Origin of the sequence: Paraburkholderia monticola (assembly GCF_001580545.1) — a bacterium.
Taxonomy (GTDB): Bacteria; Pseudomonadota; Gammaproteobacteria; order Burkholderiales; family Burkholderiaceae; genus Paraburkholderia; species Paraburkholderia monticola.
Genome location: NZ_LRBG01000012.1, coordinates 160,235 through 179,998 on the forward strand (window position 1 = coordinate 160,235; position 19,764 = coordinate 179,998).

Consider the following 19,764-nt stretch of genomic DNA (forward strand, 5'->3'; position numbering starts at 1 on the left):
CCATGATCACGTAAGCGTCCTGTAGCGCATCAAGGATAGAATACGGCGTCACGTTTACTGGCGTAGCCCGGAATTGACTGAATGTCGACCATGAAGATCACGTTGCGCGATCTGGCGAAGAAACTTGGCGTCCATCCTTCGACGGTATCGCGCGTCATCAATCCGAAAACCCGCCATCTGGTTGGCGAGAAAGTGGCCGCGCAGGTGCTCGCCGCGGCGCGCGATCTCGGCTATCGCCCGAACAGCATCGCCGCTTCGCTGCGCACCAAGCGCTCGAACCTGATCGGCGTGCTGCTGCCGGACATCACCAACCCGATGTTTCCGCTGATCCTGCTCGGTATCGAGGAAGCGCTGAGCCCAGCCGGCTATACCGCGCTGGTGGTCAACGCGGGGAGCGACTACGTCAAGCAGCAACATATCGTCGAGCAGATGCAGGGGCGCCAGATCGACGGGCTCATCGTGGCTTCCGTCGAGCGCGACGACCCGTTGATTTCGTACTGCCTCGCGCAGGAACTGCCCGTCGTCACGGTCAATCGCTCGGAAGAGCGGGGGCGCGTGTCCTGCGTCGTGAACGACGACGTGCTGAGCATTCGCCTTGCCGTCGACCATCTGGTCGCGCTCGGTCATACCCAGATCGGTCATGTGCTCGGGCCGCTCAACGTATCGACCAGCTACCACCGCCATCTCGGGTTCCAGACCGCGCTGATCGCGCAGGGCCTGCCGTTCGACGAGCACATGGAAGTCGAGAGCACCGCCTATACGCGCGAGGCCGGCGCGCGCGCGTGCGAGACGTTGCTGACGCAATTCGAAGACGTCACCGCCGTGATCGCCGGCAACGATCTGATTGCGATCGGCTGTCTCGATGTCTTTCGCCGACGCGGTATCGCGTGCCCGGCGGATATCTCGCTCGTCGGTCACAACGACACGCCGCTTACCGACGTCATCGATCCTCCGTTGACGACGGTTCGGATCAAGCAGCGCGAACTCGGCGTCCAGTCGGCCAGGATTCTGCTGAGCACGATCGACGAACCGGCGAGCGAACCGCTCGAAGTACGCCTGAAGCCGGAACTCGTGGTGCGCGCATCCACCGCGCCGCCGCGCCGTACGGCGCACGCAAGGACAGCCCAGAGCAGGAAAAAGAAGGCCTGACTCACCGCGGCAAGCAGCGCGCGTACCTTCGCGCCGGCGGCCATGCCGACGCGACGCGCGCGACGATTCCATTCATCAGATACCGGCCCGGCATTTGCCGAGGCCGGCCTTGGGGGTGCCTGTCATGAATTCGGTTCCTGCATCGACGCCTGCCGCCCTGCAGCCCGCGGACCCGTCCAACGTTTCGACTCGCACCGACGGACTCGAACCGTTGGCGCTGCTCTGTTTCGAGGGCGCCTTCAATCTGCCGGTATGGATCGCGCAGCAGCGCGGCTTCTTCGAAGAGCAGGGCGTAACGGTGAGCATGAGTTACACCAAGGGCTCGGTCGACATGATCAACCGATTGCAGGAAGGCACCGCGCAGTTGGCGCTGACCAGCATCGACAACGTGTTCGCGTACACGAGAGGGCAAGGAGAAACCCGCGACGGCCGGATGAGCGACCTCATGGCCTTCATGGGCGGCGACGCGGGTTTCCTGTCGCTCGTGGCCCGGCCCGGACTCGCGTCGGTCGACGCGCTGCGGGGGCGGACGCTCTCCGTTGACGCGATGTCGACCGGCTTCGCGTTCGTCTTGCGCGACATGCTCGCGCATCACGCCGTCGCGCAGGACGAGGTCACGTTCGTCGCGGCCGGTGGCACCGGCAACCGTTATCGCGAGCTGATCGCGGGGCGCCACGACGCGACGCTGGTGCGTTCGCCGTTCGACACGCTTGCGCAGCAGCAAGGCTTCGTTGCGCTACGCCGCTCGCGAGACCACTATCCGGCGTATCTCGGTACCGTCGGGGCTGTGCGGCAGACGTGGGCGGACGCCCATCCGGACGCGCTGCAAGGTTTTCTGCTGGGCTACCGCCGTGCGCTGAACTGGATCTTCGACACGGCCAACGCGGCGGCTTGCGCCGAGGTGCTGAGGTCCGAGTTTGCCGGTCTCGATCCGGCCGCGGCGCAAGCGGTGTATCGGGAGTTGATCGACCCGGCGCACGGCTTGATTCGCGACATGGACATCCCCGAAGCAGCGGCGCGCCAGGTGCTTCGCTTGCGGGACCACTACACGTCGCATCCGCCCGGCGATGATGCGCTTCCTCCCTGCATCGATCTACGGTATGTGCAGCGGGCGCGCCAGCATGCCGCGTGGCAGGACGTGCGATAACGCGAAGGCAATCGCGGCGACAACCACGAAGCAGGGAAGCGGAAACAGGAAAGGGGAAGGGGAAAAGGAAGCGGCCAGACGGCCGCTTCCTTTTACGCTTTAGAAGTAATGCCGCAGGCCGACCCGGAATGACGCCTGACGGCTGGTGGCGGACGGCGTGAGGCCGTCGATCGAAGCGACCGCGGACTGGTTCAGCGAGTCCGTCCCGCTGGCCGTCTGGAACACGGCAATGCCATAGACGACAGTGCGCTTGGACAATGCGTAGTCGGCGCCGGCCGAGTACTGGTTGTAGGTCGCGCCGTTGGCGTAGTTGGCCCGCTTCAGGTGCGTGTAGTTGTAGGCCGCGCCGAGTCGCAGTGCCGGCGACACCTGATACTGGATGTTCACCTCGGGGCTGTCGAACACCGCGCTGCCGCTGTAGTTGTATGGGTTCGGTCCCGACGTCGCGGTGTCGCCGAGGCTGTCGAAACGGGTATTCGTATAGTTCACCCCGAGCGTGAAATTGCCGATACCGTAGGTCGTGGCCACCCCGAAAATCTGCATCGTATGAGCCGATGCGAAGCCCGCATAGACCGGGTTGTACTGCGCCGCCGTGGCGCTGCCGGCGAACCCCATGTTGTTGCCGGTCGGACTGGTCGACGAGTTCGGGTTCGTGCCGAAGTAAGAGAGGTTCGGATTGCGCGCATTCACGTAGGCGCTGCCGAACCCGAACGGCCCGTTCGCATAGCTCATACCGACCGACCAGAACTGATTGCGCCCAGGTGCGCCGGCGATCCCGCCGATGCTGTACAGGCCGCCGAACGTAAAGCCCTTGAATTTCGGGCTCGTGTACTTGATCACGTTGTTCAGACGACGCGAATCGGCGAGATTGTCGAGGTCGTCCGGACGTGCGCCAATCACGCCGCTCAGTTGGCCGGTGGCGGCATAGCTTTGCACGAAGTCGCGCATAGAATCGTACTGACGGCCGAAGGTCACCGTACCCGGACTTCCCGACAGCCCCACGAACGCCTGACGGCCGAACATCGCGCCACCCTGGCCCAGCGACCCATTGTTGATGTTCATGCCCGATTCGAGCTGGAACAGCGCTTTCCAGCCGCCACCGAGATCTTCGGTGCCCTTGAGGCCCCATCGGCTGCCGCTGATGCCGCCGAGCCCGCCGTCGAGCATCGCGAACTGGGAGCCGCCGACCGGCGCGCCATTGGCGGGCTTCGAGGTCTGGACATTGGTGGTGTAGTTCACGCCCGCATCGATCAAGCCATACAGCGTGACGTTGCTTTGCGCGCGCGCCATGCCCGTAAGCGCGCACGTCCCCGCGACCGCGACCAGCATCTTCTTCATGACATCTCTCCATCCTCGATCGGCACGCCGCGCGTCGTTGTCGGGCGAGGTCACACCAATCCATTTTCTTGTATGTATGTCGGCCAGAAGACGGATTCTCTACAGCGACGAGTCGTCCGGTCGACTGCTTAATTGCATGCTGCCTGTTCCGGTCCCGGTACCTCATGTGCGCCAGACAGAACGAGGAAAGCGAGATATTTATGCAATCGATTGCAAAGTACGGTGCCGATATCTTCCAGTCAAGCCATTTTTCATAAAAACGTGGTCATGTTCGGGAATGCGTGGATTTTTTCCACGAAGATTCGGGTGGCGCAGGTAAGACTGGTGAGCCTTTCATAAGGAGTTGGGTGCAATCGGTTGCTTTTGTGAGCGAAGCCTCGCAAGCCGGTTGCCGAAGAACGCGACTTAATGAATGCGTGCAAACAAGCGACCTGTGTGCGAATCGACGCGCCTGTCGCTCTCGATCGTGACGCGCGAGCCGCCGGCGAGGTCAGGGTGTTCGACGTCGATGGCGTTCATGGTTCGAGGGCGGCGCCTCAGAGTCCACCGCGAGGTCATGGCTGCCGCAGATCGCAAACGACCTGCAAGCAGCCGATCTTTAATTTGACATAAGACAAATTATCAACATATTTGATGTGAGAGCGAAGCGTACTAATGTCGTGTATCAGATACATGTGTGTCCCGTTTCCTATCGCCTCATGTCTTGTTCAATCCCAGCGAGCGCGCATGCGGAACTCCAATCAGCCCGTAGCTCCGTCGCCCCGTGGCGCAATCGATACGCCGACGCTCAGCGGCTCGTTGCTCGCGCTGCTTTTCTGGTGGCAGTCACTGACGCCAACGATGATCCCGCGCTCGTGGGCAACGCAAACTGTGATCAGCGCGATCTGCGTGGCCATTGGCTATGGGCTCGGCACCCTGGCCGGATATGGCGCGCATCGACTCGTGGCGCGCTGGGGCCGCTTGCCGCGCAACGAGATCCGCCGGCGTAGCTGGATCGCTCTGGTGGTGGTCTGGCTCATTGCGCTGGTCCTCGGCGCGAAGCTATGGCTCGGCTGGCAGAACGAACAGCGCAGCTTCATGGGGATGGCATCTCTCGTCTGGTCGGACGGCGTGCTGGTGGGCGTGATCTCGCCGTTCGCCGCAGCGCTGCTGGTGGTCGTCGCGCGAGTCGTGGCCCGCGGTGTCGCCGCCGTGAGGCGGTTGATTCAACGCCACGTGCCGTCGATCGTATCGGTGCCGGCAACAGCATTGCTCATCATCCTGATTGGCATCGCGCTCGGTCGTGGAGTGGTACTTCCCGCCCTCACCTCGGCCGTCAACTTCGTCCACTCGCGGGCGAACGAGGACACGACCGAGGGAACCGTGGCACCCGAGTCGTCAGCGGTGTCCGGCGGCAGCGAATCGTTCGTCGCATGGGACAGTTTGGGACGCATGGGCCGCGACTTCGTGGCGGCCGTCACCAGCACGCAGCGTCTTGCGCTGTTCCACGGGGCTGATGCCAGCCTCGTCGAGCCAGTCAGAGTGTACGTAGGCGTGCGTTCCGCGGACACGCTCGAAGAGCGCGCGCAGCTCGCGGTCCGCGAGCTCGAGCGCGCGGGCGGCTTCGATCGGAAACTGCTGGTCGTCTGGATACCCACCGGCACGGGATGGATCGTCCCCAACGCCGCCGCTTCGCTTGAGCAGCTGTACCGTGGCGACACGGCGATCGTAGCGATTCAATATTCTTTCCTGCCCAGCCGGTACGCGATCTTTATGGACGCTGGGCTCGCGAACGAGGCGGGTATCACGCTCTTCGACGCCGTTCGTGCCCGGTGGTCGCAGCTCCCGCCGCAACGGCGGCCAAAGCTTGTTCTGTTCGGCAAGAGCCTCGGTGCCGCGGGGGTGGAAGCACCTTTCGTGGCAGCGCACGCTTCTTCCTCGGTAGCCAACATGGTGGCCCGCACCGATGGCGTTCTCATTGCCGGCGCCAAACAGAGCAATCCTATCCATGCGCAACTCACGCGCGAGCGCGATCGCGGATCGCCCTTCTGGCAGCCGATCTTCGACGGGGGCCGCACCGTACGGTTCCAGAACCGCGATCCGCATCAAGTGGCATTGGACGCCGCCTGGCCTTCCCCGCGAATCGTCTATCTGCAGCATCCGGCCGATCCGGCCGTGTTCTGGAGTGTCGAGGCGTTCTGGCGGCCGCCGGAATGGTTGGCGCGCCCCCGCGGCTTTGACATGCCTGACGCAATGCGTTGGTTTCCGCTCGTTTCGGGCGTGCAGGCAGTGGCCGACGTGATCCACCAGCTCGGCGTGCCGCAGGGCTTCGGGCACAACTACTCGGCGGAGGACTACATCAGGGGTTGGGCCAGCGTTGTGCCTCCCGAGGGCTGGACTGACGCCGACACCCACCGGCTGGCCCGGTTTCTCGACGAAATCCCTGGCGACGAATCAGAGCCGTGACCGGGCTGTACCAGCGTACCGCCCACGCGAACCTCGAAAAGTGGCTAAAAAGTGGCTACCTCGAATTCCATGGAACCGGTTATTTCGCCAAACCAGTCGAGCGTCTAATCTGATCTCACGTTAAACCCACCGCAAGGACGGACAACATGAAGATCATGCACGTCGACGCTAGCGCAAAGCGCGAGCGATCCAATTCCCGCGCGCTGAGTCGCTATTTTCTCGAGCGTCTTCGCGACGAGCGCGTCGAGTTCGAGCTCGACTACCTGGACGTGACGCTCGACACGCCACCGCACGTGACCGAAGCGTTCGCCATCGCGACCTACAAGGCCGCGCACGAGCGCACGCCGGCGATGCGGGCGACGCTGGCACCGTCGGATGCATTGTGCGCACGCCTGCTCGCCGCCGACGCACTCGTCTTCGCGATGCCGATGTACAACTGGTCGATGCCCTCGGCGTTCAAGGCGTTCATCGATAGCGTCACGCGCACCGGTGTCACCTACGTGCACGCCGAGGACGGCAGCATCGTCGGGCAGCTCGGACGCCAGAAGGTGCTGTTCATCACCAGCCGCGGCGCGGATTTGCGCGCGGGCTCGCCGTATGAATCGATGGATGCGTTGACCCCGGCGCTCAGGGCGGCATTCGGCTTTCTGGGCGTCGCCCGGCCGACTTTCGTCGATGCGCAGCCGTTGCAGTTCGCGGACCCGGAAGCGCGGGCCGCGGCGCTCGAACGAGCGCGTGGCGAATTGGCCGAGGTCGCGGCGCAGTGGGCAAAAGACGCCCACGTGACCGAGCGCGCGGCCGACGCGCTGTGTCAGGCCGACGCGGAGTGACGCCATGAACCTGCTCCGCACTTTATTCGCGTCGGCATTGCTCGCCGGCGTCGCAGCCACGGGCGCGTTGCAGTGCGCGTCCGCGCATGCCGCCGACAGCGCCGAGGCGAGCGCCGCCCCGCACGAAACCATCACGCCCGCCTTCGCCGAACCGATCGCGAATGTGCCCGGCAAGACGATGACCGCGCTCGTCGTCGACTATCCGCCGGGCGGCAAATCGGCGCCCCATCGGCATGGTCAGGCGTTCGTGGTGGGATATGTGCTGTCGGGCGCGATCCGCAGCCGTGTCGATCACGGCGCCGAGCGCGTCTACCATGCGGGCGAATCGTGGACCGAGAAGCCCGGCGCGCATCACATGGTCAGCGAGAACGCGAGCACGACCGAGCCGGCCAGACTGCTCGCGATTTTCGTCGCGGATACGAACGACCAGCATCTGGTCACATTCGATAAAAAGTAATCGTCATAGGGCGGCGGCGTTGGCCGCCCGCCCACATCGATGCACGTGCAACGAGCCGCGCTGCCTCAGAACCGCGGATGGCACTCGAAATTGACCGACGACCCGTGCTCGGTCATCACGCCGATACCGCTGACGGTCTCCATATTCACGCTGCTTTGCATGCCGCGACGCTCGCAGTAATCGCGCGCTTCGTTCGTCGCGAGTTGGTGCGCGTGCGCCCAGGCCATGCGACCACCGGTCGCACTGGCGGCGACCGTGAAGGTGCCGGGCTTGTCGCTCGCCACCACATCCGTGCTCGACGCGCATCCGACCAGACTCGCGCACGCGAGCGTCGCGGCGGCGACACCGCGCAGGCGCGTGAGCAGCGGCGCCCTCTTCTTTTCCGTGCTTGCCGCTCGCGCGCCGGCAAGACTGTCCGAACCCTGTTTCGACATCGTGGAACACCTGCATTTTTAACCGAATAGTCAGGCAGCAATTATCCGCAAACGTTCTCACGAGATCAGCCGCTACAACTGAAAACACTGTTGCGCGAGTCTTAACAATGGACCCCAGCGTCACGCGGACCCGACCTCGGCAATGAGCGGACCGTTTGGTTAAGAAAAGAACTTCCGGAATCGCCATCGACCGTCTAGTCTGTAACGATGCCTTTTCGACGGAGAGGCATATCGAAGTGCAAACAGACCCCACAACATGGCGGCATGCACCGGTGATCGAACCGGAGGAGACATCAATGGATCTCGAGGCACGTACCCTTCATCGCGTCACGATTCGGCTCATCCCGTTTCTGATGCTCTGCTATTTCATCGCCTATCTCGATCGTGTGAACGTGGGCTTCGCGGCCTTGCAGATGAACAAGGCGCTCGATCTGTCCGCGAGCGCGTTCGGCTTCGGCGCGGGCGTGTTCTTCATCGCTTACTTCTTCTTCGAAGTGCCGTCGAACCTGCTGCTCGAACGCTTCGGCGCGCGCCGCTGGATCGCGCGGATCATGTTCACCTGGGGTATTCTCGCCGGTGCGATGGCGTTCATCCCGGACATCGCGCGCTTTACCGGGCTGTCGGCCGCACACGTGTTTTTCGGCTTGCGCATTCTGCTGGGCATCGCCGAAGCCGGCTTTTTCCCGGGCATCATCTTTCTGCTGACCTTGTGGTTCCCGGCCGCCTATCGCGGGCGCGTGGTCGGCTATTTCATGGCGGCGATTCCGCTGTCGACGGTGATCGGCGGTCCGATCTCCGGCGCGCTGCTGTCGCTCGACGGCCGCGGCGGACTCGGCGGCTGGCAGTGGCTCTATCTGATCGAGGCGATGCCGGCCGTGCTGCTGTCGGTCGCGGTGCTGTTCTATCTGACCGACAAGCCCGCCGATGCCACCTGGCTCAGCAAGGACGAACGGGATTGGCTGATGGCGCGCCAGAAACAGGAGCGTGAGCATCGCGAGGCCGTGCGCCACTTCAGCGTGAAGGAGGCACTGATCAATCCGCGCGTGCTCGCCATCGCGCTGATCTATTTCGGCGCCAACGCAACCAATTACGGCCTGAGTTTCTTCCTGCCGCAGATCGTGAAGTCGTTCGGCCTCACCAATCTGCAGACGGGTTTCGTGACCTCGCTGCCGTACGTGGTCGGCCTCGCCAGCATGATTTTGTGGGGACGGCATTCGGATCGCCGGCTCGAACGCCGCTGGCATGTCGCGATTGCGCTGTTCGTCGCGGCCGCCGGCATCGCCGCTTCGGCCGGACTGGACAATCCGGTGCAGAAGATGATCGCGCTATCGATCGCCGGGTTCGGCATCTTCGGTTGCCTGCCCGTGATCTGGACCTTGCCGGCCGCGTTCCTGTCGGGCGCGGCGGCCGCGGGCGGCATCGCCGCGATCAACTCGCTCGGCAACCTGGCGGGCTTCTTCGGGCCGTTCGCGATGGGCTGGATCAAGGACAGCACCGGGGGCTTCGGCGCCGGGCTGCTGTGCCTCTCGGGCGCGGGGCTGGTCGGCATGGCGGCGGTGCTGCTGCTGCATCACGATACGTCGCTCGAGACGACGCACGGCAATCCGCATGCGCGGTCGCCGGGTGAACCGGGGGTCGCCAGGTCCTAGCGGGCCGCCCGGGTCACCTTCAGTTCGCCCCGCTGCCGTTATTCGACCCTTCTGCGCCCTGCCCCCCGGCATCGGACGGCACCACGTCGTCCGGCGTCGGGGTTGGCGCGAGCGCCGCCGCACCGGCGCCATGCGTTTCGCCGTCGACGGTATTGCCCAGCGCCGGCGCGGGGACCGCTTCCGGGCCCGGCGCTGGCAGCAACGGCGGTAACGCGCGCGCTTCACCCTGCACCGCGGACGCACCCGCTGCCTCTGACGCCGTCGGCGCTACGGCAGGCGCCACCGGCGCCACTGGTGCCACCGGCGCGCGCCGCACCGGAGCATGCGCGACGACCTGCTTGTCCGGCCGCGCCGGCGTGTGCGTGAACAGATGCCCGAACCACTCACGCAGGCGCTCGGCGCGCTGCGCGAACCAGCCGGGCTGCTGCTCGGTGTCGAACTTCAGGTGGCTGTCGACGAGCCGCGAGCGCTGCGCGCGCTGGAAGAAATCGCCGACGATCGGCAGCGCGCTATGCGCGCCCTGCCCCCAGTAATCGCTGCGCAGCGTCACACGGCTGTCGTTGAAGCCGACCCACGCGCCCGCCACCAGTTGCGGCTGAATCAGGATGAACCAGCCGTCGGCGTTGCCCTGGGTCGTGCCGGTCTTGCCCGCGACGTCGCCGCGCACGCCGAAGCGCGTCCGGATGCTCGCGCCGGTGCCGCGGCTCACCACGTCGCGCATCACGTCGACGAGCGTGCGCGCGGTGTCGGCGGGCAGTTCGCGCTGCGGCGCGGCCGGCTGGAATTCCGCGAGCACGTTGCCGTTGCGGTCCTCGATGCGGGTGACCATCAGCGGCTCGACATAGCTGCCGAGGTTCGCGATCGTGCCGTAGGCCGAGACCATTTCCTTCAGCGTCACCGGGCTCGTGCCGAGCGCGAGCGACGGCACGGCCTCGAGCTGGCTGTCGCGCACGCCCATCGCCCGCGCGAGCTTCGCGACCTTGTTCGGGCCGACCGACTCCATCACCTGCGCGGTGATGCGGTTGCGCGAATACGCGAGCGCGTCGCGCAGGCTGATCATGCGGCCGCTCGGTTCGTCCTCGTCGCTCGGCTTCCAGACTTCGCCGCCGGCCAGCTCGATCTGCACCGGGTTGTCGGGCAGTTTGTCGTCCGGTTTCGCGCCGGCCTCGAAGGCCGCCGCGTACACGAACGGCTTGAAGGTCGAACCCGGCTGACGGCGCGCCTGCTGCACGTGATCGAACGGGTCTTCGGTAAAGTCGCGGCTACCGACCCACGCCTTGATCTCGCCGCTGCGCGGATCCATCGCGAGGAAGTCGGCCTGCACGCGCGTTTTCGTGTCGCACACGCTCTGCACGAGCTTGCGATCGGCGAGGAGGCGTTTGAGGGCGTCGTCGTCGGAGAGACCGCTGTCTTTTGCCGCGCGGAAGTCAGGCGTTTCGCGCAGGAACGTGCGCAGCAGATCCTTGTCCGCCGAGCAGCCCGCGCGCGTGCCCCATGCCGAGTTCGCGATGCCTTGCAACTGGTTGCCCTGCAGCGTGACCGCCTGGGTCGCCATCGTCTGCAGACGCGAATCGATCGTCGTGCGCACCACGAGTCCATCGGAATAGATGTTGTAGTCGTTGCGATCGGCCCACGCGACGAGCCACTTGCGCAGCTGCTGCGTGAAGTGCGGCGCGGGTCCGGGCGGCTCGATCTGGCGCTCGAACTCCAGGTGCAGCGGTTTGCGGCTCAGGAAGTCGTACTGGGCGGGCGTCAGCTTGCCGTACTTGACCATCTGCCCGAGCACCGTATTACGCCGCTGCAACGCGCGCTCCGGATTGATCACCGGGTTGTAGTACGCGTTGCCCTTCAGCATGCCGGTCAGCGTCGCCGCTTCGAGCACGTTCAGCTCGGAGGCGGACTTGTCGAAATAGGTGCGCGCGGCCATCTCGATGCCGTACGCGTTGTACAGGAACGGCACCGTGTTCAGGTAGGTTTCGAGGATTTCGTCCTTGGTGTAGAACGCCTCGATTTTCAGCGCGGTGATCGCTTCCTTCAGCTTGCGCGTCAGCGTCGGCGCGCGACCAATCTCGTCGGGATACAGATTGCGCGCGAGCTGCTGCGTGATCGTCGAGCCGCCCTGGCGGTCGCCCGAAAACGTGTGCAACGCGGCCGACGCGGTGCGCCGCCAGTCGAGCCCGAAATGCTGGTAGAAGCGATGATCCTCGGTCGCGATCAGCGCGTTCACCACGGTCGGCGAGATGTCCTTCAGCTTGACCCACTCGCGGTTCGAGGGCTTGAACTCGGCGAGCAGCTTGCCGTCGGCCGACAGGATCTGCGCCGGCTGCTCGATCTTCGCCTTGCGGATGTCGCCGATGCTCGGCGTGAACGGAATCAGCAGCAGCACGTACAGCACGAATAGCACCGGTAGCGCGGCGAGCCCCCACGCGAACGTGCGGCGAGTCGGGTGGCGCAGGTGCCACGCGGCCTTCGCGAATAGCGGGTTCGCGAGGGTCAGCCCTTTGTCGAGGGCCGCCAGGAAGGAGGAAAAGAGGCGCTTCACGTGCTGTCGTCGGCTGGGAAAGGCGCAATCGTACCAAGATGTGGGGGGTGCGCCGATTTTTGCTTCGTTCTCAGGGGGGCGTGCGGCCGCGGCGGGGCCACTATAATGTCGCCAATTCCGACAAGAGGTGCTTCATGATCATCAAACCGCGTGTGCGTGGCTTCATCTGTGTATCGACCCATCCGACCGGCTGCGCAGCCAACGTCAAGGAACAGATCGAGTATGTGAAGGCACGCGGCCCCATCGCGAACGGCCCGAAGAAGGTGCTCGTGATCGGCGCGTCGACCGGCTACGGCCTCGCCGCGCGCATCAGCGCCGCGTTCGGCTCGGGCGCGGCGACCCTCGGCGTGTTCTTCGAGCGCGCCGGCAGCGAAACCAAGGCTGGCACGGCCGGCTGGTACAACACCGCCGCGTTCGAGCAGTTCGCCACGGCCGAAGGCCTGTACGCGACCAGCATCAACGGCGATGCGTTCTCCGACGAAGTGAAGGCGCGCACGATCGAAGTGATCAAACGCGATCTCGGCCAGGTCGATCTGGTCGTCTATAGCCTTGCGGCGCCGAAGCGCCAGCATCCGAAGACGGGCGAGGTGTTCAGTTCGGTGCTCAAGCCGATCGGCAAGGCCGTCAACCTGCGCGGCATCGACACCGACAAGGAAGTGATCAAGGAAACCGTGCTCGAACCGGCCACGCCGGAAGAAATCGCGCACACCGTCGCGGTGATGGGCGGCGAGGACTGGCAGATGTGGATGGACGCGCTTGGCGAAGCGGGCGTGCTCGCCGACGGCGCCAAGACCACCGCGTTCACCTACCTCGGCGAGAAGATCACCCACGACATCTACTGGAACGGCTCGATCGGCGCGGCCAAGAAGGATCTCGACCAGAAAGTGCTCGGCATCCGCGAAAAGCTCGCGGCCAAGGGCGGCGACGCGCGCGTCGCGGTGCTGAAGGCGGTCGTCACCCAGGCCAGTTCGGCGATTCCGATGATGCCGCTCTATCTGTCGCTGCTGTTCAAGGTGATGAAGGAGCAAGGCACGCACGAGGGCTGCATCGAGCAGGTGTACGGCCTGTACAAGGACAGCCTCTACGGCAGCCAGCCGCATCTCGACGACGAAGGCCGTCTGCGCGCCGACTACAAGGAGCTCGCTCCCCAGGTGCAAGGCCGCGTGCAGGAACTGTGGAACCAGGTGACCAACGACAACATCTACGAGCTCACCGATTTCGCCGGTTACAAGACCGATTTTCTGCGTCTGTTCGGCTTTGAAATGAAGGGCGTCGATTACGAAGCGGACGTCAATCCGGACGTGCAGATCCCGAATCTCGTGCAGGTTTGATGCTGCGGGGCGGGCTCGCCTTGCGAGTTCGCCCTTTCCCTACTCTCTCCCCTCCCCGCCCCGCTTTCCCGGCGCGAGCGCGCCACCTGCCCTCACTACCTCAGCACGGATACGCGCCCTGCAGCACGCGAAGAATCGCGAGGCCGATCGGGAAATCGTCGGAAATGCCCGGGTGATTCGCGAAGAACGCGTCGAGCATCGGATAAACCGTCTGATTGCCGATCGCGAGCGTTTCCGGCGGACAGAACAGCGGCTTCAATTTCCGCGACACCAGATCGCCGTTCGCCCACCCGTACGCGTTGATCGTGCCGGTGATGTATGCCGCGTAGACCGAGCTGTTGTCGGCGTGCGCCCATTGCTTGTATTGGGCGGCCGTCATCTCGGCGCTCGCGTTCAGAGTGAAGCACGCCGTCAACAAAGCCAGCGCGAATTTCGTTACCCGCATCGTTGGACCTTCAATATCGCTAAATGGCCGCCATTGTAGGCGACCCGCCATGCCCTGCGCAGCAGCGGTTGCGCGAAGCAATTTGCAAGCTTTGACGACGGCTTTCTGTAATCACGGCGTGCCGTTACGACAATACCGGCGATACCCGTCGCGCTCGGCCAGCCGCGCCATATACGCGGCCAGCGCCGGAAAATCATCGTGCTGCTGCGGCGTTTCGAGCCAGCGGTTCGCGGACAGCGCGATCGGAATATCGGCGAGCGAGAACGCCTCGCCCGCGATATACGCGCCGGTGCGCGCGAGCTGCTGCTCGACGATCGCCATATGCTTCGACCAGTTCGCGCACGACGCCGCGATCTGCCGCGGATCCTGATGCTCGGGCGAGCGCCGCACGAGCCCGAGAAACGCGTAGCTCCACGAGCGGTTCAATTCGCTCGCCTGCCAGTCGATCCATTGATCGCAGCGCGCGCGCCTGAGCGGATCGGCCGGATACAGGTGCTCGCCGCGATAGCGGTTGGCGAGATAGCGGATGATCGTGTTCGACTCCCACAGCACGAACTCGCCATCGCGAACCACGGGCACCATCGCGTTGGGATTGAGCGCGCGGAATTCGGCGACATCGGTCGAGCGAAAGCCCGAGCCCCAGTCTTCCTGTTCGAACGAAAGCCCCAGTTCCGCGCAGGTCCATAGCACCTTGCGCACGTTGATCGAAGTGGTCTTGCCGAGTATCTGCAGCATGAGCGGGTGGTCGTTTGGGTGGGTGGGTGGGTGAGCGGCTCGAACGAACGAAACGCCGAAGCGAGCCAGTTTGCCTTGCGCATCGCGCGCCGTCATCCGGTTTTGAGCGTCGCCTGCTCGCGGATCATGTCGTACAGCGCCTGGGCGGCCGGCGACAGCTGCGCGGTCTTGCGCGCGACCAGCACCAGCGTGCGCGACACGGTGGGCTGCGTGAGCTCGACGGTACGCACGGTCGGATACGCGCCCTTCTGCAGCGCGAGCGCCGGCACGACGGCCGCGCCGACCCGTTGCGCGACGAGCCCGACCGCGGTCGAGCTGCGCTGGACCTCGTAGAACCAACGCAGCGCGAGCTCGCGCGATTCCAGCGCGACGTCGAGCAGCGCGCGGTTGCCGCTGACCTCGCCGGCGAAAATCAGCGGGACCGCCTGCAGCTGCCGCCACGCGATGCGCCGCCGCTTCGCGAGCGGATGATCCTCGTGGCAGATCAGCACGTAGCGGTCTTCGGTGAGCGGCACGGTGGCGAGATCGGGATGATGCTCGCGCGCGAAGTTGATGCCGAACTCGACCTCCCGCCTCAACACGGCCTCCTCCACCGCCGAGGACGCGTGATCGAGAATCTTGATGCGGTTGTGCGGATAGCGCGCCGAATACGCCTGCAGGATGCGCGGCAGATACTGCACGCCGACGGTCGGCACGCACGCGATCGACACGTCGCCGCGCCGCGCGATGCCCGTTTCGCGGATCTCGACGAGCGCGTCGGCCAGCTCGCCGAGCAGCCGGCGCGCCTGCGGCAGAAAATTGCGGCCGATTTCGGTGAGCGCCATCGACCGCGTGGTGCGCTCGATCAGCGTGACGCCGAGATAGGTTTCGAGCTTGCGCAGACGCTGCGTGATCGCCGTTTGGGTCACGTGCAGCGAATCCGCCGCGCTCTGGAAGCTGCCGCGATCGGCAATCGCGACGAAGGCCTGCACGCCGAGGGTGTCGATTTTCATTAGAAAAATGAAGTAATCGGAATCATAAATTCATTTTACTCGGGGCAGCGGGCGACCGAGAATGGCCGCACCGAACCCCACCAAGGAGCAAACGATGACCGACCACACCACCAACGAGCACAGCGATTGGCAGGCGAAGCAGTACGTGATGTTCGAGAACGAGCGCACGCGCCCGGTGCGCGATCTGCTCGCGGCGGTGCCGTTGGACGGGGCACGGCTCGCGGTCGACATCGGCTGCGGGCCGGGCAATTCGACCGAGGTGCTGGCCGCGCGCGTGCCGGGCGCGACGGTCAGCGGCATCGACAGCTCCGCCGACATGATCGCGGCGGCCCGCGCGCGTCTGCCGCAATTTCGCTTCGACATCGGCGACGTCTCGACGTGGGACGCGCGCGGCCCCTACGACGTGATCCTCGCGAACGCGGTGCTGCAATGGGTCCCGGACCACGAGCGGCTGTTCCCCGCGCTGGTGGCGAAGCTGGCCACCGGCGGCAGCCTCGCCGTGCAGATGCCCGTCAATCTCGACGAGCCCGCGCACCGGCTGCTGCGCGAAATCGCCGTCGACGGACCCTGGGCGCCGAAGCTGAAGGGCGTCGAGCGCACGATGCGTCACGACGCGAACTGGTACTACGCGCTGCTCAAGCCGCTGTGCGCGCGCGTCGACGTGTGGCGCACGGTCTACCACCACCCGCTCGCGGGCGCGGACGCGGTGGTCGAGTGGTTCAAGGGCAGCGCGCTGCGGCCGTTTCTCGCCGCGCTCGACGACGCCGAACGCAGCGCGTTCCTGCAGCGCTATCGCGACGAAATCGCCAAAGCCTATCCGGCGCTCGGGGACGGCACGGTGCTGCTGCCGTTTCCGCGGCTTTTCATCGTCGCGACGCGCGGCGAACGCTGAGGCCGCGCCGGCAGGCGGTTCGCGGGTCGTCCGGCGCTTTCGGGCGCCTCGCTGAGCGCTCGCCCGAAGTCCGCCTGTTGCGACGCCGCACGCCAGGGTAGGTCGGGAATTGCCGCCCGGGAATTCCGCATGCTAATGTTTGTAAAAAGCGGAGACCGGCGCCCGCCGGCCTCACCGGGAAGCCATCTACTGCAGCGAGCGTCGCCATGAGTGATGTACGCCAACATCTGAGTCCCCGTGACCGTCTGGAGCTGTTGTGCTGGCTCACATGCGGAAGCCTCGGCGCTTATTATCTGAACGAAGACTGGCCCGACGCGGCGTTTCACGTGCAGTCCGCGCACAAGTGGCTCGACCGCCGCGCGCGCGAGGCCGACTGGCTGTGCATCGCGAAGCTGACGGCCACCGCGGTCGAAATCGCGCGGCGCCACGCACGCTTCGTCGACACCGATTGGGCGCGCGACGCGGTGGAGGAAATTCTCGATACCGACGAACTCGACCCGCAAGCGCGGCTCGTCCGACAGGTTCTCGCCGACTGTCAGAACGCGCTGGCCGACAAGCGGATCGCCGACTAGCCGCTAACGCGCTTTCCTTCCTGCATTTCTTCCCTGTTTGCTGCGGTTAGGGGGCCTATTGTTGGCCCCTTTTGTATTGCCTCGCGCTTCCCGGACGGACGGCCGCAAGTCGGTAAAATGTTCGGCTTCGCCGTCGCGCGCACCTTTCGTCCGAATACCTTGAAACGCAAAATGCCGGCGCTCAACGCGCTGAAAGCCTTCGAAGTGGCAGGCCGCACCGGCAGCTTCACGCGCGCCGCGGAGCTTCTGAACGTCACCCAAAGCGCGGTGAGCCGCCAGGTGCGGCAGCTCGAGGCGCAGCTCGGCGAGACGCTGCTGCTTCGTCACCATCATCATCTGGAGCTGTCGCCGGCCGGCCGCATCCTGCTGCAGGCGCTGCAGCAGTCGTTCGACCGCATCGAGCTGACGGTGCGCGGCCTGCAGGAGAAGACCCACCGCAACCGCCTGCGCCTGAATGCGCCGCCCACTTTCACGAGCCGCTGGTTGATGCCGCGCCTCGGGCGGCTGCGCGACGCGCATCCTCATCTAGAACTGAGCCTGTCGACGCGGCTCGACGACAAGCTCGCCGAGTCCGGCGTGCTCGATTGCGCGATCCGTTTCGGCAACGGCGAATGGGATGGCGTCGACAATCAGCTGCTGATGAATGAGCGGCACATCGCCGTCTGCTCGCCCGCGCTGCTTGCGCGCGAAACCGGCCGCGCCGGCATCGATCTGAACCGCTTCACGCTGCTGCACGTGCTCGCAAGCGCCGACCAGCGCTATCTCACCTGGCAGCACTGGCTGAAGGCGGCCGGCATCGAAAACGTCGATACGCGCGGCGGATATGAATTCGACCTGCTCGATCACGCGATTCGCGCGGCCATCGACGGGCTCGGCGTGACGATCGCCGATCGCCACATGATCGCGCACGAACTCGCGACGGGGCAGCTCGTGCAGGTGTTGAACGTACACGTCGACGGACACCAGTCGTACTGGTTCGTCACCCGCGACAAGCAGGATCCGCTGCCGCACGTCGCGCTGTTTCGCGACTGGCTGCAGCAGGAGATCTGGTTGAGCACGCGGGCGCTCGATGCGTCGGAGGCCGCGACGCTGGGCGAAGCGCAGTGAGTTGGCTCGCCGCCGTCAAGCCGCGGCGGCGAACTCGGCCGGCGTCGCCGCCTGCGCGGCTTCGGCCTGCGCGTCTTCGAGAATCATTTCGGCGCCCTTCTCCGCGACCATCATCGTCGGCGCGTTGATGTTGCCCGACGTGATGTTCGGGAAGATCGACGCATCGACCACGCGCAGGCCGGCGATGCCATGCACGCGCAAACGCGCATCGACGACCGACGTCCGCGGATCGTCGCCCATCGCGCACGACCCGCACAGGTGATAGATCGAACCCGACTGCTCGCGGAAATAGCGCAGAAAAGCCTCACGCGTGTCGACCTGCGGCCCCGGCGAGATTTCCTCGACGGTCATCGCCTGCAACGCCGGGGACGCCATGATCTTGCGCACCAGCTCGCAGCCCTGAATGACTTCGTCGAGATCCTTCTGCGTGGTCAATGCGTTGATACGGATTTTCGCGGCATCTTCGGCGCGATTCGATGCGATCTCGATCGAGCCGCGGCTGGTCGGCCGGCACGGGTTGAAGGCCAGCAGGAAGCCCGAATACGGCTCGGGTTCGAGACTCGCCTTGCTGCTTTTAGGAATTCGATACGAAAGCGGATTGAAGTAAAGCTGCAGATTCGGGAGCGCTTCCTGATCGTTGCCCTTGAAGAAGCCGCCCGCCTGGTTCACGCTCATCGCGAGCGGTCCCTTGCGGGTCAACAGATATTGCAGGCCGAGCTTCAGCTTGCCGAGTAGCGGCCGCATCTCGTCGTTCAGCGTCTTCACGTTCGAGCGGTAGTAGAAACTCACGCACAGGTGGTCCTGGAGATTCTGTCCGACCGCCGGCAATTCCTTCACGAGCGCAATGCGATGCTTCGCTAGCAGCTCGCTCGCGCCGACGCCCGACAGCTGCAGCAGTTTGGGGGAATCGACCGCGCCGGCGGCGAGGATCACTTCGCGATTCGCCATGAACTGCCGCGCGATGCCGTTCTGCAGGACGCTGACGCCGATCGCGCGCTGCTGCCCGTCGAACAGCACGCGCCGGGCGAGGACGCCATGTTCGATGCGCAAATTGCGCCGCGATAACGCCGGGTGCAGATACTCGAAGCTGCTCGACGAACGCCTGCCATTGCGGGTGTTGACGTCGTAGATGCCGGCACCTTCGAACTGCGCGCCGTTGAAGTCGTCACTGCGCGCGTAGCCGGCCTGCTCGCAGCCCGTCAGGAACACACGGCAGATCGGATGCGCCGCGTCTTTCATCGGCGAAATGCGGATCGGGCCGTCCGCGCCGTGCTGTTCGGTGTTGCCGAGCGGATGCGATTCGAGCTTGCGGAAATACGGCAGGACGTCGCGATACGACCAGCCCACGTTGCCGGCGGCGGCCCAATCGTCGAAATCCCGCTGCTGCCCCCGCACGAAGATCATCGCGTTGATCGAACCCGAGCCGCCCTGGACCTTGCCGCGTGGGCAATAGAGCGAGCGGTGGTCGAGTTCCTTTTCGGGCTCGCTGTAGTACATCCAGTTGTAGGTTTCGTTGTAGTAGGTTTTCGTGAAACCCACCGGAATCCGGAACCAGAACGAGTCGTCCTTGCCGCCCGCTTCGAGCAGCAGCACCGAATGCTGGCCAGACGCCGACAGGCGATTCGCGAGAATGCAGCCCGCCGAACCGGCGCCGACGATGATGTAGTCGTAATTCATGCTGTGTGTCGCCTGACGGCGC

At 65.0% G+C, this 19,764-nt stretch carries 17 protein-coding genes; 10 read left to right on the top strand and 7 right to left on the bottom strand.

From position 1 onward, the window contains the following. Nucleotides 1-81 precede the first annotated feature (81 nt). Together CI15_RS15415 and CI15_RS15420 are read left to right on the top strand one after the other, a co-directional pair. Nucleotides 82-1,149 (top strand): LacI family DNA-binding transcriptional regulator, encoded by a 1,068-nt coding sequence (locus CI15_RS15415; RefSeq protein WP_062129194.1) that lies wholly within the window; start codon nucleotides 82-84, stop codon nucleotides 1,147-1,149. A 124-nt stretch (nucleotides 1,150-1,273) separates the two neighbouring features. Then, entirely contained in the window at nucleotides 1,274-2,296 is a 1,023-nt protein-coding gene (locus CI15_RS15420; RefSeq protein ID WP_062129195.1) for an ABC transporter substrate-binding protein, read from the top strand. A 99-nt stretch (nucleotides 2,297-2,395) separates the two neighbouring features. Here CI15_RS15420 and CI15_RS15425 read toward each other — a convergent pair whose 3' ends face one another. Continuing rightward, nucleotides 2,396-3,634: a porin gene (locus CI15_RS15425; protein WP_062129196.1), complete on the bottom strand. Its 1,239-nt coding sequence runs from the start codon at nucleotides 3,632-3,634 to the stop codon at nucleotides 2,396-2,398. 726 nt (nucleotides 3,635-4,360) lie between these two features. On the opposite strand from CI15_RS15425, the gene CI15_RS15430 reads away from it, so the two are divergent. The 3 genes from CI15_RS15430 to CI15_RS15440 all read left to right on the top strand — a co-directional run bounded on the left by CI15_RS15430 (nucleotide 4,361) and on the right by CI15_RS15440 (nucleotide 7,366). Next, a complete protein-coding gene (locus tag CI15_RS15430; RefSeq protein WP_062129197.1) occupies nucleotides 4,361-6,079 on the top strand; it encodes an alpha/beta-hydrolase family protein in 1,719 nt (572 codons plus the stop codon). A 146-nt stretch (nucleotides 6,080-6,225) separates the two neighbouring features. After that, complete coding sequence (locus CI15_RS15435) at nucleotides 6,226-6,909, top strand: FMN-dependent NADH-azoreductase (protein ID WP_062129198.1); 684 nt, start codon at nucleotides 6,226-6,228, stop codon at nucleotides 6,907-6,909. Nucleotides 6,910-6,913: 4 nt separating this feature from the next. Next, nucleotides 6,914-7,366 carry a cupin domain-containing protein gene (locus CI15_RS15440; RefSeq protein WP_062129199.1) on the top strand — a complete coding sequence of 151 codons (453 nt, stop codon included), beginning with the start codon at nucleotides 6,914-6,916 and terminating at the stop codon, nucleotides 7,364-7,366. A 65-nt stretch (nucleotides 7,367-7,431) separates the two neighbouring features. Here CI15_RS15440 and CI15_RS15445 read toward each other — a convergent pair whose 3' ends face one another. Then, a complete protein-coding gene (locus tag CI15_RS15445) occupies nucleotides 7,432-7,800 on the bottom strand; it encodes a hypothetical protein (protein WP_062129200.1) in 369 nt (122 codons plus the stop codon). Nucleotides 7,801-8,096: 296 nt separating this feature from the next. On the opposite strand from CI15_RS15445, the gene CI15_RS15450 reads away from it, so the two are divergent. After that, on the top strand, nucleotides 8,097-9,449 hold the full coding sequence (locus tag CI15_RS15450; protein WP_062129201.1) for an MFS transporter: 1,353 nt from the start codon (nucleotides 8,097-8,099) through the stop codon (nucleotides 9,447-9,449). A gap of 19 nt (nucleotides 9,450-9,468) precedes the next feature. Here CI15_RS15450 and CI15_RS15455 read toward each other — a convergent pair whose 3' ends face one another. Further along, entirely contained in the window at nucleotides 9,469-11,991 is a 2,523-nt protein-coding gene (locus CI15_RS15455) for a penicillin-binding protein 1A (RefSeq protein ID WP_062129202.1), read from the bottom strand. 134 nt (nucleotides 11,992-12,125) lie between these two features. Here CI15_RS15455 and fabV point away from each other — a divergent pair, with 134 nt between their 5' ends. Then, entirely contained in the window at nucleotides 12,126-13,322 is a 1,197-nt protein-coding gene (fabV, locus tag CI15_RS15460; protein WP_062129203.1) for an enoyl-ACP reductase FabV, read from the top strand. A gap of 100 nt (nucleotides 13,323-13,422) precedes the next feature. Here fabV and CI15_RS15465 read toward each other — a convergent pair whose 3' ends face one another. The 3 genes from CI15_RS15465 to CI15_RS15475 all read right to left on the bottom strand — a co-directional run bounded on the left by CI15_RS15465 (nucleotide 13,423) and on the right by CI15_RS15475 (nucleotide 15,494). Further along, complete coding sequence (locus CI15_RS15465; RefSeq protein ID WP_241495847.1) at nucleotides 13,423-13,701, bottom strand: hypothetical protein; 279 nt, start codon at nucleotides 13,699-13,701, stop codon at nucleotides 13,423-13,425. Nucleotides 13,702-13,878: 177 nt separating this feature from the next. Then, entirely contained in the window at nucleotides 13,879-14,502 is a 624-nt protein-coding gene (locus CI15_RS15470; RefSeq protein ID WP_062129205.1) for a glutathione S-transferase family protein, read from the bottom strand. 92 nt (nucleotides 14,503-14,594) lie between these two features. Continuing rightward, nucleotides 14,595-15,494 (bottom strand): LysR family transcriptional regulator, encoded by a 900-nt coding sequence (locus CI15_RS15475; RefSeq protein WP_062129206.1) that lies wholly within the window; start codon nucleotides 15,492-15,494, stop codon nucleotides 14,595-14,597. A gap of 94 nt (nucleotides 15,495-15,588) precedes the next feature. On the opposite strand from CI15_RS15475, the gene tam reads away from it, so the two are divergent. The 3 genes from tam to CI15_RS15490 all read left to right on the top strand — a co-directional run bounded on the left by tam (nucleotide 15,589) and on the right by CI15_RS15490 (nucleotide 18,065). After that, nucleotides 15,589-16,386, top strand: a complete 798-nt coding sequence (gene tam / locus CI15_RS15480) for a trans-aconitate 2-methyltransferase (RefSeq protein ID WP_062129207.1) — start codon at nucleotides 15,589-15,591, stop codon at nucleotides 16,384-16,386. A gap of 206 nt (nucleotides 16,387-16,592) precedes the next feature. Continuing rightward, nucleotides 16,593-16,958, top strand: coding sequence for a hypothetical protein (locus CI15_RS15485; RefSeq protein ID WP_062129208.1), 366 nt, complete (start codon nucleotides 16,593-16,595; stop codon nucleotides 16,956-16,958). 171 nt (nucleotides 16,959-17,129) lie between these two features. Continuing rightward, complete coding sequence (locus CI15_RS15490) at nucleotides 17,130-18,065, top strand: LysR substrate-binding domain-containing protein (protein ID WP_062129367.1); 936 nt, start codon at nucleotides 17,130-17,132, stop codon at nucleotides 18,063-18,065. Between the two features lie 15 nt (nucleotides 18,066-18,080). Here CI15_RS15490 and CI15_RS15495 read toward each other — a convergent pair whose 3' ends face one another. After that, entirely contained in the window at nucleotides 18,081-19,742 is a 1,662-nt protein-coding gene (locus CI15_RS15495; protein WP_062129209.1) for a GMC family oxidoreductase, read from the bottom strand. Nucleotides 19,743-19,764: the final 22 nt, after the last annotated feature.